The organism is Shewanella sp. K8 (assembly GCF_028823715.1).
Lineage (GTDB): Bacteria > Pseudomonadota > Gammaproteobacteria > Enterobacterales > Shewanellaceae > Shewanella > Shewanella algae.
The window spans coordinates 66,346-85,153 of sequence record NZ_JAPEHY010000022.1 but is presented as its reverse complement, the minus strand read 5'-3'; the positions used below and the strand labels follow the sequence as shown (position 1 = coordinate 85,153).

Below are 18,808 nucleotides of genomic sequence, written 5' to 3'. Positions count from 1 at the left end.
GAATACTTCTTTCTGAAAGTCAGAGAGGCGTTCCCCGGAGATCCGCGATGAACCTAAAAAAAGGCCCAAAACTATTCCAATTGTTTTGGGCCTAGGGGAATGGCTCATGGTTGAGCCGTGCGCTAATGTTGAGATCCGACAGGATTGGCTATCTCTGACTAAATATTAGCCGAACGCCACTAAAAGAGGTATTTGGCCGGCAGATTTGTTAGCACCAATTGGTATAAGATATAACAAAAATAGAGGTCGATTTAAGTAAGGGCACTTAAAAGAATGACTTAACAAGCCACTCTTTTAAGCATTCAGGCAAGTTTAATCGAAGGCGTGTCTGCAGCGGCGTTTACCTAATGCTTTCAGGACGGCCAAGGCTTTCAGGATAGGCAGATCTTGTCTTTGACCAGCTCCCGCGGCAGGTTGTTCTTCAGCCGGTTTCCCAGATGTTTACCCAACCCCAGCACTTGCCCGCCCCAGGTCAATACCAGCTCACCACGGGCCTTTTCACTGCCATCCAGCGCGATATCCCGGCCCATCAGATAAGCCTGAGCCTCAGGCTCTGTAACTTCATAACCCTTGTCGGCGGTTACTCCCAAGGCCATTAAGGCTTCATGGCGCAGTTTCAACCCATGCTTACTGTCATCGGCGAGCTTAAGACCGATACGTTGATAACGCATCTTGCCGATAAAGGGCTCAAAGCCGCTGGGAAACAGCCAGTACTCCTGATCCCGGATCCAGAGGCTGCCTTCGGGAAGTGTTTTGCCGAGCAACCGCTGCAGCTCGGCGGCGATGGCCTGTTGCTGTTTGGCACTGGCGGGACTGAAAGGAAACTGCTTTTGTTGTTTGGGTTCATCGCTTTCGCGCGCCACTGAACTCAGTTTACGCACCTTGGCAACAAAGAAACCTTCGCTGTCATAGATTTGCGGCCAAATATGCAGGAAGCCCTCGGCAGTGCAGGCTTTTTCCGCCCCGGCAAACAGTGACTCAAGTGACTCAAAAGCCACGGCAGCGCCATATTTTTGCTTGAGGTATTGCAGTACGGCCTGGTTTTCCTGGCTGTTGAGGGTACAGGTGGAGTACACCATTACCCCGCCTGGCTTAAGTGCCAGAAAGGCGGAATCTATCAGATCCCTCTGGGTGGCGGCAATGTCGGCTATCTCCTGTGGATCCCAGTGTTTGAGGGCATCCGGATCCTTACGTACCGTGCCTTCACCGCTACAGGGGGCATCGAGCAACACCGCATCCATGGATTCATACTGGTATTGGCCGAACACCCTGGCATCGAAGTGGGTCAGGGCCGTATTGCTGACCCCCATTCTCTGCAGATTGGCATGCAGCACTTTGACGCGGCTGGAGGAGTATTCGTTGGCGATCAGCACACCACCATTGGCCATCATGGCCGCCATTTGTGTGGTCTTGGATCCCGGCGCCGAGGCCATATCTAGCACCCGCTCCATTCCCGGCTCCAGCAGCGCCATGGGCGGCAGCATGGAGCTGGCCTCCTGAATGTAAAACAGCCCTTGCTGATGTTCGATACAATTTCCGGGTTGGCTATCGCCCGCCTGATACCAAAATCCCTCAGGGCACCAGGGAATGGTTTCGAACTGCCAGCCTTTGGCCCGCATTCTCGAGAGGAATTCATCGACGCTGATTTTGAGGGTGTTGACCCGCAAGGCGGCTCTCAGTGGTAAGCTGCAAAAGTGAATAAAATCCTCGAGCTTGAGATGTTCTGGCAGATCCTTGGCGATACTGTTGATAAAATTCTGATTTAATTGAACCATAAATAAAAAGGGTGACCCCGGGATGGCGGCAGTATAGCACACTCGGGCGCGGCGACTGTGGGGTGTTTTAGGTGTTGAACCGGGTTTGGAGTCTGTTCTTTATTATCGCGCTGGGAGCGATTTTGCTGCGTTTGATGAGTGGTGATGCGACCGTTCTCAATGAGTCTGTCACGGCGATGTTTGACAGCGCCAAATTGGCCGCGGAAATAGCCCTGGGATTGATTGGGGTGTTGACCCTGTGGATGGGGCTGATGCGTCTCGGGGAAAAAGCCGGAGTGATTGCAGCCATCGCCTGGGTATTTGAGCCGCTGCTCAGCAAGTTGATGCCGGAAGTGCCAAGAGGCCATCCCGCCTATGGCAGCGTCACCATGAACCTGACCGCCAATATGCTGGGGTTGGACAATGCCGCCACACCATTGGGACTTAAGGCGATGGCGGATCTGCAAAGCCTGAACCCCGACAAGAAGACCGCCACCAATGCCCAGATCCTGTTTTTGGTGCTCAATACCTCTTCTGTGACTTTGGTACCCGTGACGGTTTTTCTGTACCGGGCGCAGCAAGGGGCGGCTGATCCTGCCGACATTTTCCTGCCTATTTTACTCTCTACCCTGGGCTCGACCCTGGCGGGTTTGAGTGTGGTGGCGCTGGTGCAAAGGATACGCTTGCTGGATTGGGTGGTGCTGAGTTATGGCGCAATACTGCTCGGCGGTCTCAGCGCCGGAGTGATGTACCTGTTGACCCTGGGAGCCGAGCGGATCGGCGAAGTCTCCGCCATGCTGGGGAACGGTTTGCTGCTGGGGATCATCTTTGCCTTTGTGTTGGTGGCGCTGCTGCGGCGGGTGGCGGTTTACGATGAATTTATCGAAGGCGCCAAGTCGGGGTTTGAACAGTCGGTGCGGCTCATTCCTTATCTGCTGGCCATGCTGCTGGCGATAGCCTTACTGCGCGCCTCCGGCGCGCTGGATTATCTACTCGGTGTTATTGCCGCTTTGGTGAGCCATATGGGGATGGATGGCCGCTTTATCGATGCCTTGCCAACCGCCCTGATGAAGCCTTTGAGCGGCTCAGGCGCCAGAGCCATGATGCTGGAAACCATGGCCCATTACGGCGTCGATTCTTTTGCCGGTAGGCTGGCGGCCATTTTCCAGGGTAGTACTGAAACCACTTTTTACGTGCTGGCAGTGTATTTTGGTGCCGTCGGTATCCGCAATGGCCGCCACGCACTGGCTTGTGGCTTGTTTGCCGATCTGGCGGGTATCTGCACTGCTATCGCCGTGTGCTATTGGTTTTATGGCTGAGGCGATACATAGGTAGGATTACAGAGTTAAAAAACGGGGCTCAGACGAGCCCCGTTTGGGTTTTATGGCTGGCTGAGTCTTGGGCGCCAGTTGAGCCAGTCGCGCTCGGGTTTGTCATGAAGTGGCATCAGACTCTGGTTTTCAAGCGGTTTGCTGCTTTGATTGTCGAGCTCAGTGACCACTCCTATGCCGCCGGCGAGTATGGTTTCCAATGAGCCGGTTTCGATTTGGGCTCCGGAAAAAAGCCCCAAATCGACCCGAATACCGGACAAGTCGTAGAACCTGCTGCTCTGGTTGATAAGATGCCGATAAGGCGCAGCAATCTGGGTCTGGATCCAGACTTCATCGCCCTTGGGCGCCAGTCGATAGCTGGTTACATCGCCAATTTGAATGCCGCGAAAGAAGATCCCTGTGCCTATGTTGACCGAGCCCAGGCTGGCCTTGCTCAGCACCAGTTGCAGCGCATCGGCCTCTGGGGCAACCGCCGTGTGTACTTGGCCATTGAACTGTTGGCTTACTTCGGCGGCTTGGCCGGGAAGAGCGCTGATATAGGCGCCGGTCAGCAGGGTTTCCGGTGCCTTTATGCCCTTAAGGGATATTTCGGCATTGACCAGGCTGAAGCGACTGTCGCTTTTGAGAAACGGCTCGGCATAGCGGCCATAGAGGAAGGCACTGAGTTGCTGGCTGTTGAGATCGTCACTCAAGGTTACCCGGGTGACTTCACCTATCTGATGACCCTGATAGCGGATAGCGGCACCTGGTTTGATAGTGGCACTGGCCGGGAAACTCAGCCCAATGGCAACGGCTTGATTGCGCGCCAGTGACTCGGAAGCATAAAGCTGCTTATTGTTGGGCTCGCCTTGCTCCAAAAAGCCCAAACTGATACTGCCCTTGATGGCACCGGCCAGCGGCGCGACATCCAGCTTGACTCCCGAAAGCCCGGCATCGATTGACACCGCCTGGTTGCGCCAAAACACGGCATTGGGTTTGAGCAGGGGCGCAAAGGTATGGTCTATGGCGAGCGCAATGGCAAATCTGTCATCCTGGCTCTGCCAGCTGACCTGTTTCACCTGTCCTATCTGCATCTTCTTGTAGTAGACAGGTGCGCCTGGGCTCAAGTCGGCGCCATCATCGCTGTAGAGCTGCCAGTTGAGCTGCTCCATGCCTTGGTAATAGTGGCCGGCCTCGGCACTCGAGGCAAACAGCGGCAACGGCTTGGAAAGATCGGCGCCCTTGCGGCTTTGGCCGCGTCTTAAGCTGACACTGCCCTTGGTCAGGGTCGTAAAATCGCCGCTCTTGAGGCTGACGCCGTCCAGTGAGGCGTTGAAGTCCAGCGCGGCTTCGGCGATGAAGTCACTGCCTTGAGTCAGCAACGGGGCAAACTCGGGCAACACCTCGGCCTGGTACTCGACCGAATTGAAGTCCCGGCTCAGGGCAACTGAAGTGACCTTGCCTATGGCGATCTTCTTGTACCTCAGCTCGGCATCTGGGCTGATGCCGGGGTTTTCATCGGCTCTAAGCGTTATCTTTAGCGCCTTGGCCTTGCTGAGATCCGGCGCCTGCTCGGCCAAGGCGTAACGGGTCTGGGCCTCGCCCGTACCCGGGAGAAAGGCGATGGCATCGCCGCTCAGCAATCGGCCCGGGTGTTTTATGCCTGACAGTGACAGCTCAGCGCCTTCACGCCAAAACTGCGCCGTGCCGGTCAAAAGACTCGAGTAGGGGGCGTCCAGGCGGGCATGCAGCGCCACGCCGTCATCGGCCAGCACTATCTCTTCGATTTCCCCTATAGGCAAACCGCGGTAGAGAATGGGGCTGCCCTTGTTGAGGCCATCGGCGTTTTTTGCCGACAGAATAAAGCTGGCGCCGCCACTGGCTTCTGTTTCATTGTCATATAGGGTGAAACTATCGCCGTTTACTGCGTTCTTTGAGCTTTCGGGGGAATCAAAGTTGATGCCGCCGGCGAGTATCGCCGCCAGGCTCTCTGCGCTGACCTTAACGCCGGAAAGTGAGGCGTTGATCTCTATGCCGGAGACATTCCAAAAGCGGGAATCTTTCTTGACCAGATAGGCATATTGCTCCTGAATAAAGGCACTCAGCTGCAGCTTGTCACTGTTGTCGAGTCGATAGCTGACCACACTGCCAACCGGTACCTGGCGATAGAATACCGGAGAGCCCACATCCAGTGAGCCGAGGCGATCGGCGCTCAGTTCAACCACTAAGCCATCATTACTGGGCAGCACGGCCGGGGCAGAGCGCTCGGCCTCGTAGCTGTAACGTGAATCGCCGTCTCCGGGTTGAATACCTATATAGTTTCCCGAGAACAAGGCATCCAAACCTTCGACACCTGTGATGGATGCTTTGGGGGTCACCAGCCAGAACTTGGTTTCATCCCTGAGGAAAGGCTCGGCGCGGTAGTCCATCAATACATCGACATTCACACCCTGCAGCTCTTCATCGATGGAGATATCCACCACCTTGCCGACGGTCAGGCCTTGATAGCGCACCAGCGTCTTGCCTACGTCCATACCACTGGCACTGGGGAAGTGGATCCGCACCTCAATGCCGGATTCCTTGATGCTCTTCAGCCCCAGCCAAGCGCCCAAGGCCAACGCCACTATAGGTAACAGCCAGATGGGGGAAAAAAGCTTCTTTTTGACTATTTTAGGCTTTTCGATTTGCGTCATCTTCTGTGTCCAGTTGATCCCAAAGTAAACGTGTGTCCAACACCTTGGCCGCAAGTTGGGTAAAGAGGATGACCAAGGCAAACGCAGTTGCTGCCGGCGCCGGCTTGGCGTCCAGCAATTGCCCCATATTAACCAGGGCAACGGTAATGGATATGACAAACAGATCCAGCATAGACCAGCGTCCAATCCATTCTATGATATGAAACCCAGCCATCAGTGGCCGTTTGGGGATAGGCAGGTTGAAACTGATCGCCGTCAGATAGAAAGCCAGGCCGATAATCTTCAGCCAGGGCACCAGAATACTGGCGGTAAAGACTATGATGGCGATGGGTAACATATCCGACTGTACCAGATGGGTGATGCCGGAAAAAATGGTGTCGTAGGTAACCTTGCCCTGTTTGGTGAGCATGGTAATGGGATAGATGTTGGCCGGGATCAACAAGATGGCTGCCGTGATCAGCAAGGCCCAGCTTTTTTGCAGACTGGTTTCGTCCCTTAGCCTGAGTGGGTTTTGGCAGCGGCTGCAGTACTCATCCTCTATCAGGTTGAGTTTCTTGCAGGCAGGGCAGGTGCACAGGCCCATGTCTTTGCCCTGGATCTGCTTTCTAGCTTTCATCGAGAAAACTCCACATATGCTCCAGGTTATATTCGCGCTGCAGGAAGAGAGTCACCAAAAACAGCATGGTAAAACAAAAGGTTCCCATGCCAAAGTAAACATCGGAGAAGTCGGACAACTGAAAGGCGGAAACCAGGAAACTGATCACATAAATTTCCAGCATGGTCATTTGCGACAGCAGGCCTTGCTTCTTGAGCAACCAGGTGAGAACCCCTCGCCAGAAGTGATGCTGCACCAGACCTGTCTTGATGATCAGTACCTGAACAAAAATCGACAGATTGAGTACTCCTGGGGCTATTACTGCCGCCACCAATACGGCAATCCCCACTATCCAATAACCTTGGTCAATTACCGCCAGGGCACCTTGGTATGCGGTCGTGGTTCTGACACTGCCGAGAAAGTGCATTTCCAATACAGGTAGCAGCATGGCGGGCAGATAAAACAGCAGGGCACTGATACATAACGCCAGCATGCCATTGATAGAACAATAGGGCGCATCATAAAGCGCTGTATGGCATCTGGGACAAAGCGCTCTGACGCCGGAGGGCAAGGCGCGTTTACTCACAGCCAAATCACAGGCGCGGCAGAGCACTATGCTGCAGTCCGGTTTGTTGTCGCTTGGAGTATAAGCTTTCAAATGCTGGATATGTCCTGTTCTGGCCATGGTGACCCAAACTTAGTCGTCAACACACTAACTGCGTTGCGCGTGGGTCCATTGGAGTTAATCGACAAAACAAACTCGCAAATACTATCAGAAAGAGCGCGTCTCTTGCATCTATAGCGCATTTTATGTCACTCTATATACTGTATATTTAAACAGTGTGAGGAAGGTCATGGCCGTTATAACTCAGTACGTTGTGGTCAGAGAAGGGGTTGAGAAGATGACATTTACATCTAAGAAGGAGGCAGACGCCTACGATAAGATGCTCGACATCGCGGATAACTTAATCCCCTTTATTCAAGCCAGTGAATTGGAACTGGATGATAATACAGCGGAAAAACTTGCTTTTTATTTAGCTTCTCATAAAGATACACTGGCGAATCTGCTCAAGGGCGCCCCGGTAAAAGCACCGGCCCCCGCCAAGAGCAGTAAGAAGAAGACAGAACCAGAAAAGGCATAACCCGGGAATACAGATGAAAGCTCAGTTTTACGATACGCTCAACCGTCAGGTACAGGCACTGTTTGCCGGTGAAGACGATGTCATTTGTGCCATGGCCAATTTCTCAGCTTTGCTGAATGAACACCTTGAAGACATCAATTGGGTGGGCTTCTATCTGCTCAAGGGTGAGCAACTGGTGCTTGGGCCCTTTCAAGGGAAACTGGCCTGTACCCGAATTCCAATGGGCAAGGGGGTCTGTGGCACCGCGGCCGCCAAGGCCGAGACTCAGTTGGTTGAGGATGTACATCAGTTTGCCGGACATATCGCCTGTGATGCCGCCAGCAACTCGGAAATTGTGATCCCTGTTTACCAAAAGGGCGAACTGATTGCCGTGCTGGATATCGACAGTCCCAGCCTGTCGCGCTTCGATAAAGAGGATCAAGCCGGGCTGGAGACCCTGGTGCAGAGTCTGGAAAAGTGCTTATTTGGTTAATTCCCGTACAATCTGCCACAATTGGTGGTCGCTTTAAGGCGCGTGCAGCTTATAATAGGCGGCCGCTTTGAGGGCCAAATGACCGTTTGTGGTGCTTGGCCGTATCAGGCTGAAATGTTAAGTTTTGTGTAATGCCTTTGGCAATGGCCGAATGCATGCTAATTTGTACGTTATCCCCCAAGGGGTTAACGAAGATGAACGACGCCGTGAGTACAGCAGACCTAACTGACCACTGACGTCCCCTGTTAACTGTGGAAGTAATGATGGAATCAACAGAAAAGTTGACCGACACCAACGCTATTCTGGCGTATTTGTATGAAACATTCCCTTTGTGCTTTATTGCCGAAGGAGAAACCAAACCACTGAAGATAGGACTGTTTCAGGATTTGGCTGAAAGGTTGGCTGATGATTCCAAAGTCAGTAAGACCCAACTTAGGGTCGCCCTGAGACGCTACACCAACAGTTGGCGCTATCTGAAGTGCATCAAGGAAGGCGCTCAGAGGGTGGATCTCGATGGTAACCCTTGCGGCGAACTGGACCCAGAGCATATTGAACATGCCAAGGCGACGCTGAAAGAGAGTCAGGAAAAAGCCAAGGCCCGCCGTGCTGCCGAGCCAGCCAAAGAAGGTGAAGCCAAAAAAGCCAAGCCTGCGCGTAAGCCTCGTCCTCAAGGGGACAAGCCCCGCAACGAGCGCCCACGCAGCGATAAAAAGGCGGCCCGTAAGCCTGGCAAGCCTGCCGCTCCAGCCGTGGAATTGGTACCAGCCGTATTGGAAGAGCTGAAACCTTCACAGCGAGTGAATGTCAAATTGGGTATGACACCGGTAGCCGGTGTGATCCTCGACATCAATAAAGAAGATGTTCACGTCCAACTGGATTCCGGCCTGTCAGTTAAGGTCCGCGTGGAACATATTCTGCTGTAAAATCATCAAATAGAAAGGAGTAACTTGCTGATGCGAAAATTTATTCTTGCTGCATCGATCGCCAGTGTCTTTATGGGAGCCCAGGCGCTGGCTATCTCACCGGCAGTCCCGGTCAGCGAGTTACCCCATTTGCAACAGGAGCCGCAACACAAGGTTGCCAGTAAACGGATAACCGGCCTGTTCAGTCGCTCCCATTATCACAGATTCGATCTGGATGATGCCTTCTCACAGCAGATCTTCAAACGCTTTCTTGAACAACTCGACTACCGCCGCAATGTATTGTTGCAGAGCGATATCGACAGTTTTAAGGTTTATGCCAATCAGTTTGACGATATGGTACGCAGCGGCGATCTGGAACCGGCGTACAAGATGTACGATCTGGTGCAGCAGCGCCGTTACGAGCGTTTTGCCTATGCCTTGAGTCTGCTCGACAAAGAGATGGACTTTAATCAGGCCGGCGATGCTTATGTCTTTGATCGTAAAGATGCCGCCTGGCCCAAAGACGAGGCCGAGCTCAACGAGCTGTGGCGTCAGCGGGTCAAGTACGATGCCCTCAACCTCAAGCTGACCGGTAAAGAGTGGCCGGAGATTGTTGATGTGCTGGGTAAGCGCTACAACAACGCCATCAAACGCTTGAAGCAAACCAACAGTGAAGACGTGTTCCAGGGGCTGATGAATGCATTTGCCCGCAGTGTCGAGCCGCACACCAGTTACCTGTCTCCCCGTAATGCCGAACGTTTCCAGATGGAGATGAACCTGAGCCTGGAAGGGATAGGCGCCGTATTGCAGATGGAAGATGACTACACAGTTATCAAGAGTCTGGTGGCCGGTGGTCCTGCTGCGCTGAGTGAGAAGCTGGCGCCTGAAGACAGAATTGTCGGTGTAGGTCAGGAAGGCAAGGAGATGGTCGATGTTATCGGCTGGCGTCTGGATGATGTAGTCGACCTGATCAAAGGCCCTAAAGGTAGCAAGGTGACTCTGCAGGTGCTGCCCAAGAAAGGCGGCTCCAATGCCAAACCCATCAATGTGACTGTGGTGCGGGACAAAATTCGTCTCGAAGACAGGGCGGCGACTTCCAAGATAGTCGAGCCGGAAACCGGTCCTTACGCTCAGCGTAAAATTGGTGTTATCCAGATCCCCGGCTTCTATATGGACTTATCCCGCGATGTGGCCAAGGAGTTGCAAACACTCAATGAAGCCAAGGTTGAAGGTGTGATTATTGACTTGCGTGGTAACGGTGGTGGCGCCTTGACCGAAGCGACTTTGCTTACCGGGCTGTTTATCGATCAGGGGCCTGTGGTGCAAATTCGTGACGCCAATGGTCGCATCAGCGAAAACCGCGACAACGACGGCAAGAGCTATTATGACGGTCCACTCACAGTGATGGTTGACCGTTACTCGGCCTCGGCATCGGAAATTTTTGCCGCTGCGCTGCAGGATTATGGCCGCGCCTTGATTATCGGTGAGTCTACCTTCGGTAAAGGCACAGTGCAGCAGCACAAGAGCCTTGGCCGTATCTACGACCTGTATGAAAAGCCGGTTGGCCATGTGCAGTACACCATAGCCAAGTTCTACCGTATTAATGGTGGCAGTACTCAGTTGAAAGGTGTGACTCCGGATATTCCGTTCCCCAGTGCGTTGGAGCCGGGGGAATATGGTGAGGCGGAAGAAGACAATGCACTGCCATGGGATAAGGTGCCTGTAGCCAAGTACCAGCCTTTGGGTGAAATCGGCGCAGAGATGGTCAGCAATCTTGCGAAACGCCACGAGAGTCGGATTAAGCAGGACGTCGAGTTCGGCTATATACTGCAGGACATAGGCGAGTTCAAGAAACACCATAAAGAGAAGAGTGTTTCTCTGGTGGAAAGTGAGCGCTTGGCCGAGCGGGATAAGGACGATCAGAAACAGTTGGCCCGCCTCAACGAACGTCGGGTTGACCATGGTCTCGAACCCTTGAAGTCTCTGGATGACGATGAAAATGTCTCCGAAGACGAGAAGAAAATCGAGACTCCGGATGCCTTCCTCGATGAAGCCGTCTATATCACTCTGGATATGGTGGACTATCAGAGATTGGCAAAAAACAGCGCAAATTGATGCTGGCTCCAGGAAACAAAAAACGCGCTGATTGCGCGTTTTTTGTTTGCTCCCAGCGCGAACAGAGGCAAGATCAGTCAACGAACTCAGCGACTGCCAGTGCCCAACGAATTAAGGATGACCTATGTCTGAAGCACAAACCATTTCCCCGCAACAACTGCAGGCCAAGCACCTGGCCGATTATCGTCCACCGGCGTTTTTGATCCCCGAACTGTCACTCTCATTTCAGCTTGAACCCAAGCAAACCCGAGTGACGGCCGTCAGCCGGGTAAAGCGCAACGGCAGTCACAATGAGCCTCTGCAGCTTGATGGTGACGAGCTGGAACTGGAGCAGCTGTTGGTCAATGGTGAACCGGCCGACTATCGCCTCGAGCCGGGTAAACTACTGCTTGAAACCGAACTCAACGAATTTGAATTGACTCTGGTGACTCGCATCAGCCCGGCCGATAACTCGGCACTGGAAGGCCTGTACATGTCCGATGGCGCCTATTGCACTCAGTGTGAGGCGGAAGGTTTCAGGCGCATCACCTATTTTCTCGACCGTCCCGATGTGCTGGCCAAATACCAGGTACGTATCGAAGCCGACAAGGCGTTTCCTTTCCTGCTCTCCAACGGCAACTTGCTGGAGAAAGGGGAGATGGCCGATGGTCGTCATTTCGCCGTCTGGCAAGACCCTTTCCCTAAACCCGCTTACCTGTTTGCCTTGGTTGCCGGTGACTTTGACCTGCTGGAAGACAGCTTTACCACCCGCTCCGGCAGAGAGGTCAAACTGCAGGTGTTTGTCGACAAGGGCAACCTGCACAAGGCCGGACACGCCATGGCTTCACTTAAAAAGGCGATGGCCTGGGACGAGTCACGCTTTGATCTCGAGTACGATCTCGATATCTACATGGTGGTGGCTGTGGACTTCTTCAACATGGGTGCAATGGAAAACAAGGGCCTGAATATCTTCAACACCAAGTATGTGTTGGCGGATAAAGACACGGCGACCGATGATGACTTTCACGGTATAGAATCTGTGATTGGCCACGAATATTTCCACAACTGGACCGGCAACCGGGTAACTTGCCGCGATTGGTTCCAACTTAGCCTGAAAGAGGGCCTGACCGTATTTCGCGATCAGGAATTCAGCTCAGATCTCGGCTCCCGGGCCGTCAACCGTATTCATGCCATCAAGGTCATCAAGAACCAGCAGTTCGCCGAGGATTCTGGCCCGATGTCGCATCCTATTCGTCCCGAAAGCGTGATAGAGATGAATAATTTCTACACAGTCACTGTTTACAACAAGGGCGCCGAAGTGATCCGCATGATGCACACCCTGTTGGGTGAGCAGGCCTTCCAGGCGGGGATGAAGCTCTATTTCGAGCGCCACGACGGCCAGGCGGTTACCTGTGACGACTTTGTCGCTGCTATGGAAGATGCCTCAGGTAAAGATCTTACTCAATTCCGCCTTTGGTATAGCCAGGCGGGCACCCCTCAAGTGACAGTGACCGATGAGTATGAGGCAAGCACAGAGACTTACCGCCTGCACCTCAAACAGTTCACCCCAGTGCGCGCCGGTGAAGCGGCCAAGGCAGCGTTGCATATTCCGTTCAGCCTGGAACTGCTGGGCAATGACGGCAACGCCTTGGTCAACCAAGTGTTTGATTTTACCCAGGCCGAGCAGACTCTGGAGTTTAAGGATATCAGTGCCCGTCCGATCCCTTCGCTGTTGCAGGACTTTTCGGCGCCGGTGAAGCTCAAGTATGACTACAGCACAGTGCAGCTGCTCTGCTTACTGCGCCATGCCGGCAGTGAAGTGGCCCGCTGGGAAGCGGCGATGAGTCTCTTCAGCCGCGCTGTTTGGGCCAATGTGACTTTACTTGAACAAGGGCAGGGGATGCATCTGGATCCTCGGGTTGTCGACGGCTTCAGAGGTGTGATACTGGACGAAGCTTTGGATAAGGGCCTTGCGGCCGAAATTCTCAAGCTGCTTTCAGTGTCTTCCTTGATTGAGCAGGCGGATAAGGTTGAATTGGATGCCCTGTTGCTGGCTCGCGACTTTGTGATTGAAGCCATCGCCACTGGCTGTGAAGATGAGCTGCTGGCCCGTTATCGTCAATTGCTGCCACTGGATGAGGCTGCCGCCCGCAGTTTGAAAAACACCCTGCTTTGGCTGCTGGCCAAAGTCTCTGATGAGCATGAGTCTTTGATTGAACAGCAGTTTGCATCGGCCTCTGGCATGACAGATGCGCTGGGCGCGCTGCTTGCCGCCAATGATGCCGATTGTGATTGCCGCAATATCCTGATGCAGGCATTCGAGCAGCGCTGGAACCAGACCCCTCTGGTGATGGACAAGTGGTTCAGCCTGCAGGCGATGGCCGAAGATGATGAGGTGATCGCCAGACTCGAGACCCTGTTGCAACATCCGGCTTTTAGTCTGAATAATCCCAACCGGGTTCGTTCCCTGGTGGGCAGTTTTGCTGCGGCCAATGTGCGCCAATTCCACCGCCAGGACGGCAAGGGATATGCTTTCCTTACCGTCATGCTCAAACAGCTCAATAGCCTCAACCCGCAAGTGGCTGCACGGATCATTACTCCGCTGATCCAGTTTGCCAAGTTTGACGCCGGGCGTCAGGCCAAAATGAAGGCTTGCCTGCAGGAGTTGTTGGCTATGCCTGAGCTGTCACGGGATCTTTATGAGAAGGTCAGCCGCGCACTGGAAGACTGAGTTTAAAGATGGAATTTTACTTTCGCCTCAATCTGAGTTATCAGGACTTTTTACCTTACTATCAAGGTATTGCTGAAAATGTTGAGGTCAGGGAAAAGGGTGGCAAGATCCTCTGGATCAACGGCCGCCGTCTACGTCCTTTTCTGACCGCCGATGGTATTCACGGTGAATTCCATCTCAGATTGGACCGGGATGGAAAGTTCATTTCCCTGAAACAACTTTAGAGTAATTACTTAAAACGGTCGACTAAATCAGTCGGCCGTTTTTTACAGCTGTAACAAAGGTTAATTCATTGAAATTAATTGGATTATAGCTGTTAACCTTCACTGTCGTTTGCATACTCAACAAAAATTTAAATCCCTGCACCTTTCCTGAATGACGGATCCGTCTTAAGTCCTCAAATCTGCACAATAAATTTCTCAGTATCCGCCTTGCTCATCAGCATTAATTGCTGTAACAATGGTGTTACCTGTGAGCTAACAAGATGTTGGTTGAGACTCCTATAACAATTAATCCAGCAGGTTACGGAGAAGCGATAAATGAAAACAGTGATAAACCGTTTTAACAAGTCGGCGCTCGCTTTGGGGGTGGCGTCGGCACTGAGTTTAGGGATGATCCCCAGTGTCGAAGCGGTGTCTTTCAAATGGGGCGATGTGGATGGCTCCTTTGATTCGACCTGGACCTTGGGCGCCAGTTGGCGCGTGGAAGGACGTGACTGGGATGGTCAGATAGGTAAGGTTAACCATCCCAGATTCGACTGGAGTGGCTATTCCGCTTTTACTGATACCAAGTACACGGCTGCCGAGATCTGGGCGCAGCCCGGTTCTTATTCCAGCAACAATGACTTGAGTAATCTCCTCTATTCCAAGGGTGATACCACCTCGGAAATCTTCAAGGGGCTGCACGAGCTGTCGCTCAAGTATGAGAATTTCGGTATTTTCGCCCGCGGCATGTATTTCTACGATCGTAAGCTGAACGACAGAATTTACGATTTCAATGACCCTCTGACCGGCAACCGCTACGACCCTTGCGCCGACAAGCGCGCCGAGGAAGTGCAGTGTAAGGATATCCGTCTGCTGGATGCCTTCGTCTATGCCAACTTCGATTTCAACGATGGTGCCAATCCACTGACTATCCGTGTGGGTAATCAGGTGGTGTCATGGGGGGAAAGCACGCTGATTTCCCATGGTATTGCGGTGATCAACCCGGTTGATTTGAACATACTCAACGCGCCGGGCGCAGAATTGAAGGAAGCCTTCAGGCCACAGGGTATGGTGTGGGCCTCTTTTGGGGTGACCGAAAACCTGTCGCTGGAAGCTTTTTATCAGTATGACTGGGAGCCTATCTGGGTTCCGACTCCCGGGTCGATTTTCGGCACCAACGACTTTGTCGGTTACGGTGGCTACAACCAAAACGCTCAGCTTGGCTTCAACGCCAACCCGGATATCAATCTCGACTTCCTGACCCAGGAATATAACCGTCTGTCCAACATGATAGCCTCCGGACAGAATATTCCGACCGAGCAGTTGGTGCAGATGGCACTGGCTTATCCCACCAAGGTGACATTGGTGGAAGATGAAGCCGCTCCCAGCGATTCCGGTCAGTACGGTATCAAACTGGGTTATTACGCTCCGGAGCTGGGTGAAACCGAGTTTGGCTTGTACTACATGAACTACCATAGCCGTCGCCCACTCATCAGTGGTACCACGGCGGACTTCAGCACAGGCGCGCTGCTGTCAGATATGGCTGTGCTTGGGCAAAACGCCGGCAATATTAACCGTGAAGTGCTGCTGAGCCTGGAAAGCTTCTCCAAGGCCCAGGTGGTTTATCCCGAAGATATCAAGCTCTATGGCTTTAGCTTTAACACCTTGCTTGGTGATACCTCTGTAGCCGGTGAAATCGCACACCGCCAGGATGAGCCACTGCAGATTGATGATGTGGAACTGCTATTTGCCGCTATGCCACAACAGCTTGCCAACGCAGGGCTGAGGCCGGATCTTGATGGTTTGTCCCAGTACACTTCCTATGTCAAGGATGTTGGTCCGGGTGAATACGCCGAAGGTTATATTCGTCTCGATACCACTCAAGCGCAGATGACCTTTACCCACTTGTTCGGTCCCACCTTGGGTACCGATAACCTGACCATGCTCGCCGAAGTCGGTGGGGTATGGATCCACGATATGCCGGGTTTCGATGAACTCAGGCTCAATGGTCCAGGCACAGGTCGCAGCGGCGGCAATCCGGATATGCCTGGCATCATAGAGGCGTTGCACAATGGCCCTGAAACCAATCCGTTCCCGACAGATTTCGCCTGGGGTTACCGGATTGTCGCCAAGGCCGATTTCAACAACGTGTTCTCCGGCATCAATATGTCACCTAGAGTGATTTTCTCCCATGACGTTGAGGGTATCACCCCGGATCCTATGTTCCTGTTTACCGAAGGTCGCAAGTCCGTGGCACTGGGACTCAGTTTTGACTACCAGAGCCGCTGGGGCGCGGATCTTTCCTATAACAGTTTCTTTGGTGGGGTAGGCACAACCAACGCGATGGCCGATCGCGATTATGTGTCTTTCAACGTTAAGTTTTCGATCTGATAAGGACAATAAAATGAGAACTATAGCTATATTGTCTGCTGCTGTGATCCTGGCTTTGGGGGCCACCACAGCTGTAGAAGCCAAGATTTCCGAGGCCGATGCGGCAAAATTGGGTACCAGTCTGACTCCACTCGGGGCTGAGAAGGGCCCCAATGCCGATGGCAGTATTCCGGCTTGGGACGGCGGTATTACCACACCTCCAGCGGGCTATCAAAAGGGCATGCACCATCCCGATCCTTTCCCGGATGACAAGCCGCTGGCGACGGTTACCGCGGCCAACAAGGATCAATACAAGGAGTTTTTGACGCCTGGTCAGCTGAAGATGTTCGAAACCTATCCAGATAGTTTCAAAATGAACATCTACCAGACCCGGCGTACCGCTTCTGTGCCTCAGTTTGTCTATGATGCCACCAAGGCCAATGCTACCCGTGCAACTCTGGTAGCCGAGGGCAATGGTGTCGATGGCGCTTCCATAGGTATTCCTTTCCCTGAGCCGGCCAATGGCCTTGAAGCCATCTGGAACCATATCCTCAGATTCCGCGGTATTGATATCGAAACCGAGCGTAGCCAAGCTGCGCCTACCGCCAGCGGTGATTATACTCTGGTGGAAATGGCCGAAGAGATACGTTTCGAATATTCACGCCCGGATGCCAGTCTCGAAGAGTTGAAAAAAAACAATATCTTGTTTGAATTCAAACAGGTAGTTACCCAGCCTGCGCGTCTTGCCGGTACCGCGCTATTGGTGAAGGAAACCATGGATCAGGAAAAGGAACCCCGCCAGGCCTGGACTTACAACACAGGGCAGCGCCGGGTGAGAAAGGCGCCCAACGTGGCCTTCGACACTCCAGGTACGGTTTCCGATGGCCTGCGCACCACGGATGATTTCGATATGTTCAACGGTTCGCCTTCCCGTTACAACTGGGAACTGCTTGGCAAGAAAGAGATCTTCATTCCTTATAACGACTACCGTCTGCACTCGGATAAGGTCAAGTACAGTGAGCTACTCAAGCCAGGTCACCTGAACCCTGACTATGTGCGTTATGAAAAGCACAGAGTCTGGGTGGTCAAGGCCAGCTTGAAAGAGGGAATGCGCCACATCTACAAGACCCGGGTCTTTTATCTGGATGAGGATTCCTGGCAGGTATCAATCGCCGATCTGTACGACAACCGTGACGAACTGTATCGGGTTGCCATGGCTCATGGCCTGAACTACTACGAGGTGCCGACTCACTGGAGTACCCTCGAGGTGTATCACGATCTGCAGTCCCGTCGCTATATCGCCATAGGTTTGGATAACGAAGGCCGTATGTATGACTTCGATGCCAAGTTGTCCGAGGCCAACTTCACCCCGGCAGCGCTGCGCCGCGAAGGGATACGTTAAGCCTGTGGCATCTGTAATGGGTGGCTGAGGTCACCCAGTTGGAAATTCCAGGGGCGCGTGCGCCCCTTTCAACCCTAAGGAAGTCTGTAATGTCGTATCGCATGCTTCAAGCAGCGGCTCTGGGCCTTGGCATACTCACATTCCAGGGCGCGATTTCGCCCCTTCATGCCGAAACGCAATCTGCAACCGGGGCTCTGACCGGCCAGCTCCAGCCTTTGGCCGTTCATTCTTTGATGTTGGATATTGCTCAGGCCGGCAGCACTATGGTGGCGGTCGGTGAGCGGGGTCATATCTTAAGGCTCAGCGCCGATGCCAATCAGTGGCAACAGGTGGCGACACCGAGTCAGGCGCAGTTGACCAAGGTATTTTTTCTCGATGTCAACCATGGCTGGGCCGTGGGCCATGATGCCACCATTCTTGCCACCCAAGATGGCGGGCTCACCTGGCAGCAACAGTTCAGTTCGCCAGAGCTTGCCCGGCCCTTGCTGGATGTCTGGTTTGCCGACTCGCAAAACGGAATAGCCGTTGGTGCCTATGGTCTATTTCTGCGCACCACAGATGGTGGCCAAAGCTGGCAGAAAGAATTTCATCCCGAGCTCTTGAGCCAAGATGACGCCGATTATCTGGCGGATCTTAAACAGCAGGATGAAGAAGCCTATATGGCCGAGTCTGACTCTATTCTGCCCCATTTCAATCGGGTCATCGCCCTTGAAGACAAGCGCTTGCTTATGGTCGGGGAGCTGGGGATGGTAGCCATTTCCGAAGATGGCGGCCGTTTGTGGCAGCGACTGGAGTTTATTTATGACGGCTCTTTGTTCAATGCCATAGAAAGGGATAAACAGCTCTATGTGTTTGGTCTGCGAGGGCATGCCTTCAGCGCACCGGAAGATATGAGTCAGTGGCAGGAGATAAAGATGCCGCTTGAATCGACCCTCAATGCGGCTGCGCCGGTCAAAGGGGGCCTGCTGCTGGTCGGCAATGGCGGCGCCGTGATTCGTTTGGATAACAACTTACACGCTGAGCTGGTAACCCAGCGCAGAGGAGAAAACTTATCGGCAGTTGCCGTTGACCCCAAGGGCCGGTTATGGATAGCCGGAACCAAAGGGCTTTTCGAACTAAAACAACAATAAAGGGCCATTA

Annotated in this window: 14 protein-coding genes; 10 read left to right on the top strand and 4 right to left on the bottom strand. The window is 53.2% G+C overall.

Annotated elements, in window-relative coordinates; all coding sequences use genetic code 11:
- Positions 1-371: 371 nt before the first annotated feature.
- Entirely contained in the window at positions 372-1,775 is a 1,404-nt protein-coding gene (gene rsmF / locus ON072_RS13140) for a 16S rRNA (cytosine(1407)-C(5))-methyltransferase RsmF (RefSeq protein WP_109247923.1), read from the bottom strand.
- Positions 1,776-1,846: 71 nt separating this feature from the next.
- On the opposite strand from rsmF, the gene ON072_RS13135 reads away from it, so the two are divergent.
- Positions 1,847-3,073, top strand: coding sequence for a nucleoside recognition domain-containing protein (locus ON072_RS13135; protein WP_071237467.1), 1,227 nt, complete (start codon positions 1,847-1,849; stop codon positions 3,071-3,073).
- A 62-nt stretch (positions 3,074-3,135) separates the two neighbouring features.
- On the opposite strand, the gene ON072_RS13130 is transcribed toward ON072_RS13135, so the two are convergent.
- From ON072_RS13130 to ON072_RS13120, 3 genes are read right to left on the bottom strand one after another with little or no spacing between them, the layout of a single operon-like run.
- Positions 3,136-5,757, bottom strand: coding sequence for a PqiB family protein (locus tag ON072_RS13130; protein WP_062793772.1), 2,622 nt, complete (start codon positions 5,755-5,757; stop codon positions 3,136-3,138).
- Entirely contained in the window at positions 5,735-6,373 is a 639-nt protein-coding gene (locus tag ON072_RS13125; RefSeq protein WP_025887715.1) for a paraquat-inducible protein A, read from the bottom strand. The genes ON072_RS13130 and ON072_RS13125 overlap by 23 nt, the downstream gene beginning before the upstream one ends.
- A complete protein-coding gene (locus ON072_RS13120) occupies positions 6,363-7,010 on the bottom strand; it encodes a paraquat-inducible protein A (protein ID WP_037437264.1) in 648 nt (215 codons plus the stop codon). The genes ON072_RS13125 and ON072_RS13120 overlap by 11 nt, the downstream gene beginning before the upstream one ends.
- A gap of 196 nt (positions 7,011-7,206) precedes the next feature.
- On the opposite strand from ON072_RS13120, the gene ON072_RS13115 reads away from it, so the two are divergent.
- From ON072_RS13115 to ON072_RS13075, 9 genes are all read left to right on the top strand, one after another.
- Positions 7,207-7,494, top strand: coding sequence for a YebG family protein (locus ON072_RS13115; RefSeq protein ID WP_025011161.1), 288 nt, complete (start codon positions 7,207-7,209; stop codon positions 7,492-7,494).
- Positions 7,495-7,507: 13 nt separating this feature from the next.
- Positions 7,508-7,966 carry a GAF domain-containing protein gene (locus ON072_RS13110; RefSeq protein WP_144380376.1) on the top strand — a complete coding sequence of 153 codons (459 nt, stop codon included), beginning with the start codon at positions 7,508-7,510 and terminating at the stop codon, positions 7,964-7,966.
- Positions 7,967-8,229: 263 nt separating this feature from the next.
- A complete protein-coding gene (gene proQ / locus ON072_RS13105) occupies positions 8,230-8,889 on the top strand; it encodes an RNA chaperone ProQ (protein ID WP_025011159.1) in 660 nt (219 codons plus the stop codon).
- 30 nt (positions 8,890-8,919) lie between these two features.
- Positions 8,920-10,983, top strand: a complete 2,064-nt coding sequence (gene prc, locus ON072_RS13100; RefSeq protein ID WP_144190648.1) for a carboxy terminal-processing peptidase — start codon at positions 8,920-8,922, stop codon at positions 10,981-10,983.
- 124 nt (positions 10,984-11,107) lie between these two features.
- The gene (gene pepN / locus ON072_RS13095; protein WP_107352033.1) at positions 11,108-13,693 is read left to right on the top strand and encodes an aminopeptidase N; all 2,586 of its coding nucleotides are present in this window, start codon (positions 11,108-11,110) and stop codon (positions 13,691-13,693) included.
- Positions 13,694-13,701: 8 nt separating this feature from the next.
- Positions 13,702-13,917 (top strand): DUF2835 domain-containing protein, encoded by a 216-nt coding sequence (locus tag ON072_RS13090; protein ID WP_025011156.1) that lies wholly within the window; start codon positions 13,702-13,704, stop codon positions 13,915-13,917.
- Between the two features lie 315 nt (positions 13,918-14,232).
- A complete protein-coding gene (locus tag ON072_RS13085) occupies positions 14,233-16,287 on the top strand; it encodes a DUF1302 domain-containing protein (RefSeq protein WP_107111444.1) in 2,055 nt (684 codons plus the stop codon).
- Between the two features lie 13 nt (positions 16,288-16,300).
- Positions 16,301-17,668, top strand: a complete 1,368-nt coding sequence (locus ON072_RS13080) for a DUF1329 domain-containing protein (protein ID WP_025887720.1) — start codon at positions 16,301-16,303, stop codon at positions 17,666-17,668.
- 89 nt (positions 17,669-17,757) lie between these two features.
- Positions 17,758-18,798, top strand: a complete 1,041-nt coding sequence (locus ON072_RS13075; protein ID WP_028781455.1) for a WD40/YVTN/BNR-like repeat-containing protein — start codon at positions 17,758-17,760, stop codon at positions 18,796-18,798.
- Positions 18,799-18,808 lie beyond the last annotated feature (10 nt).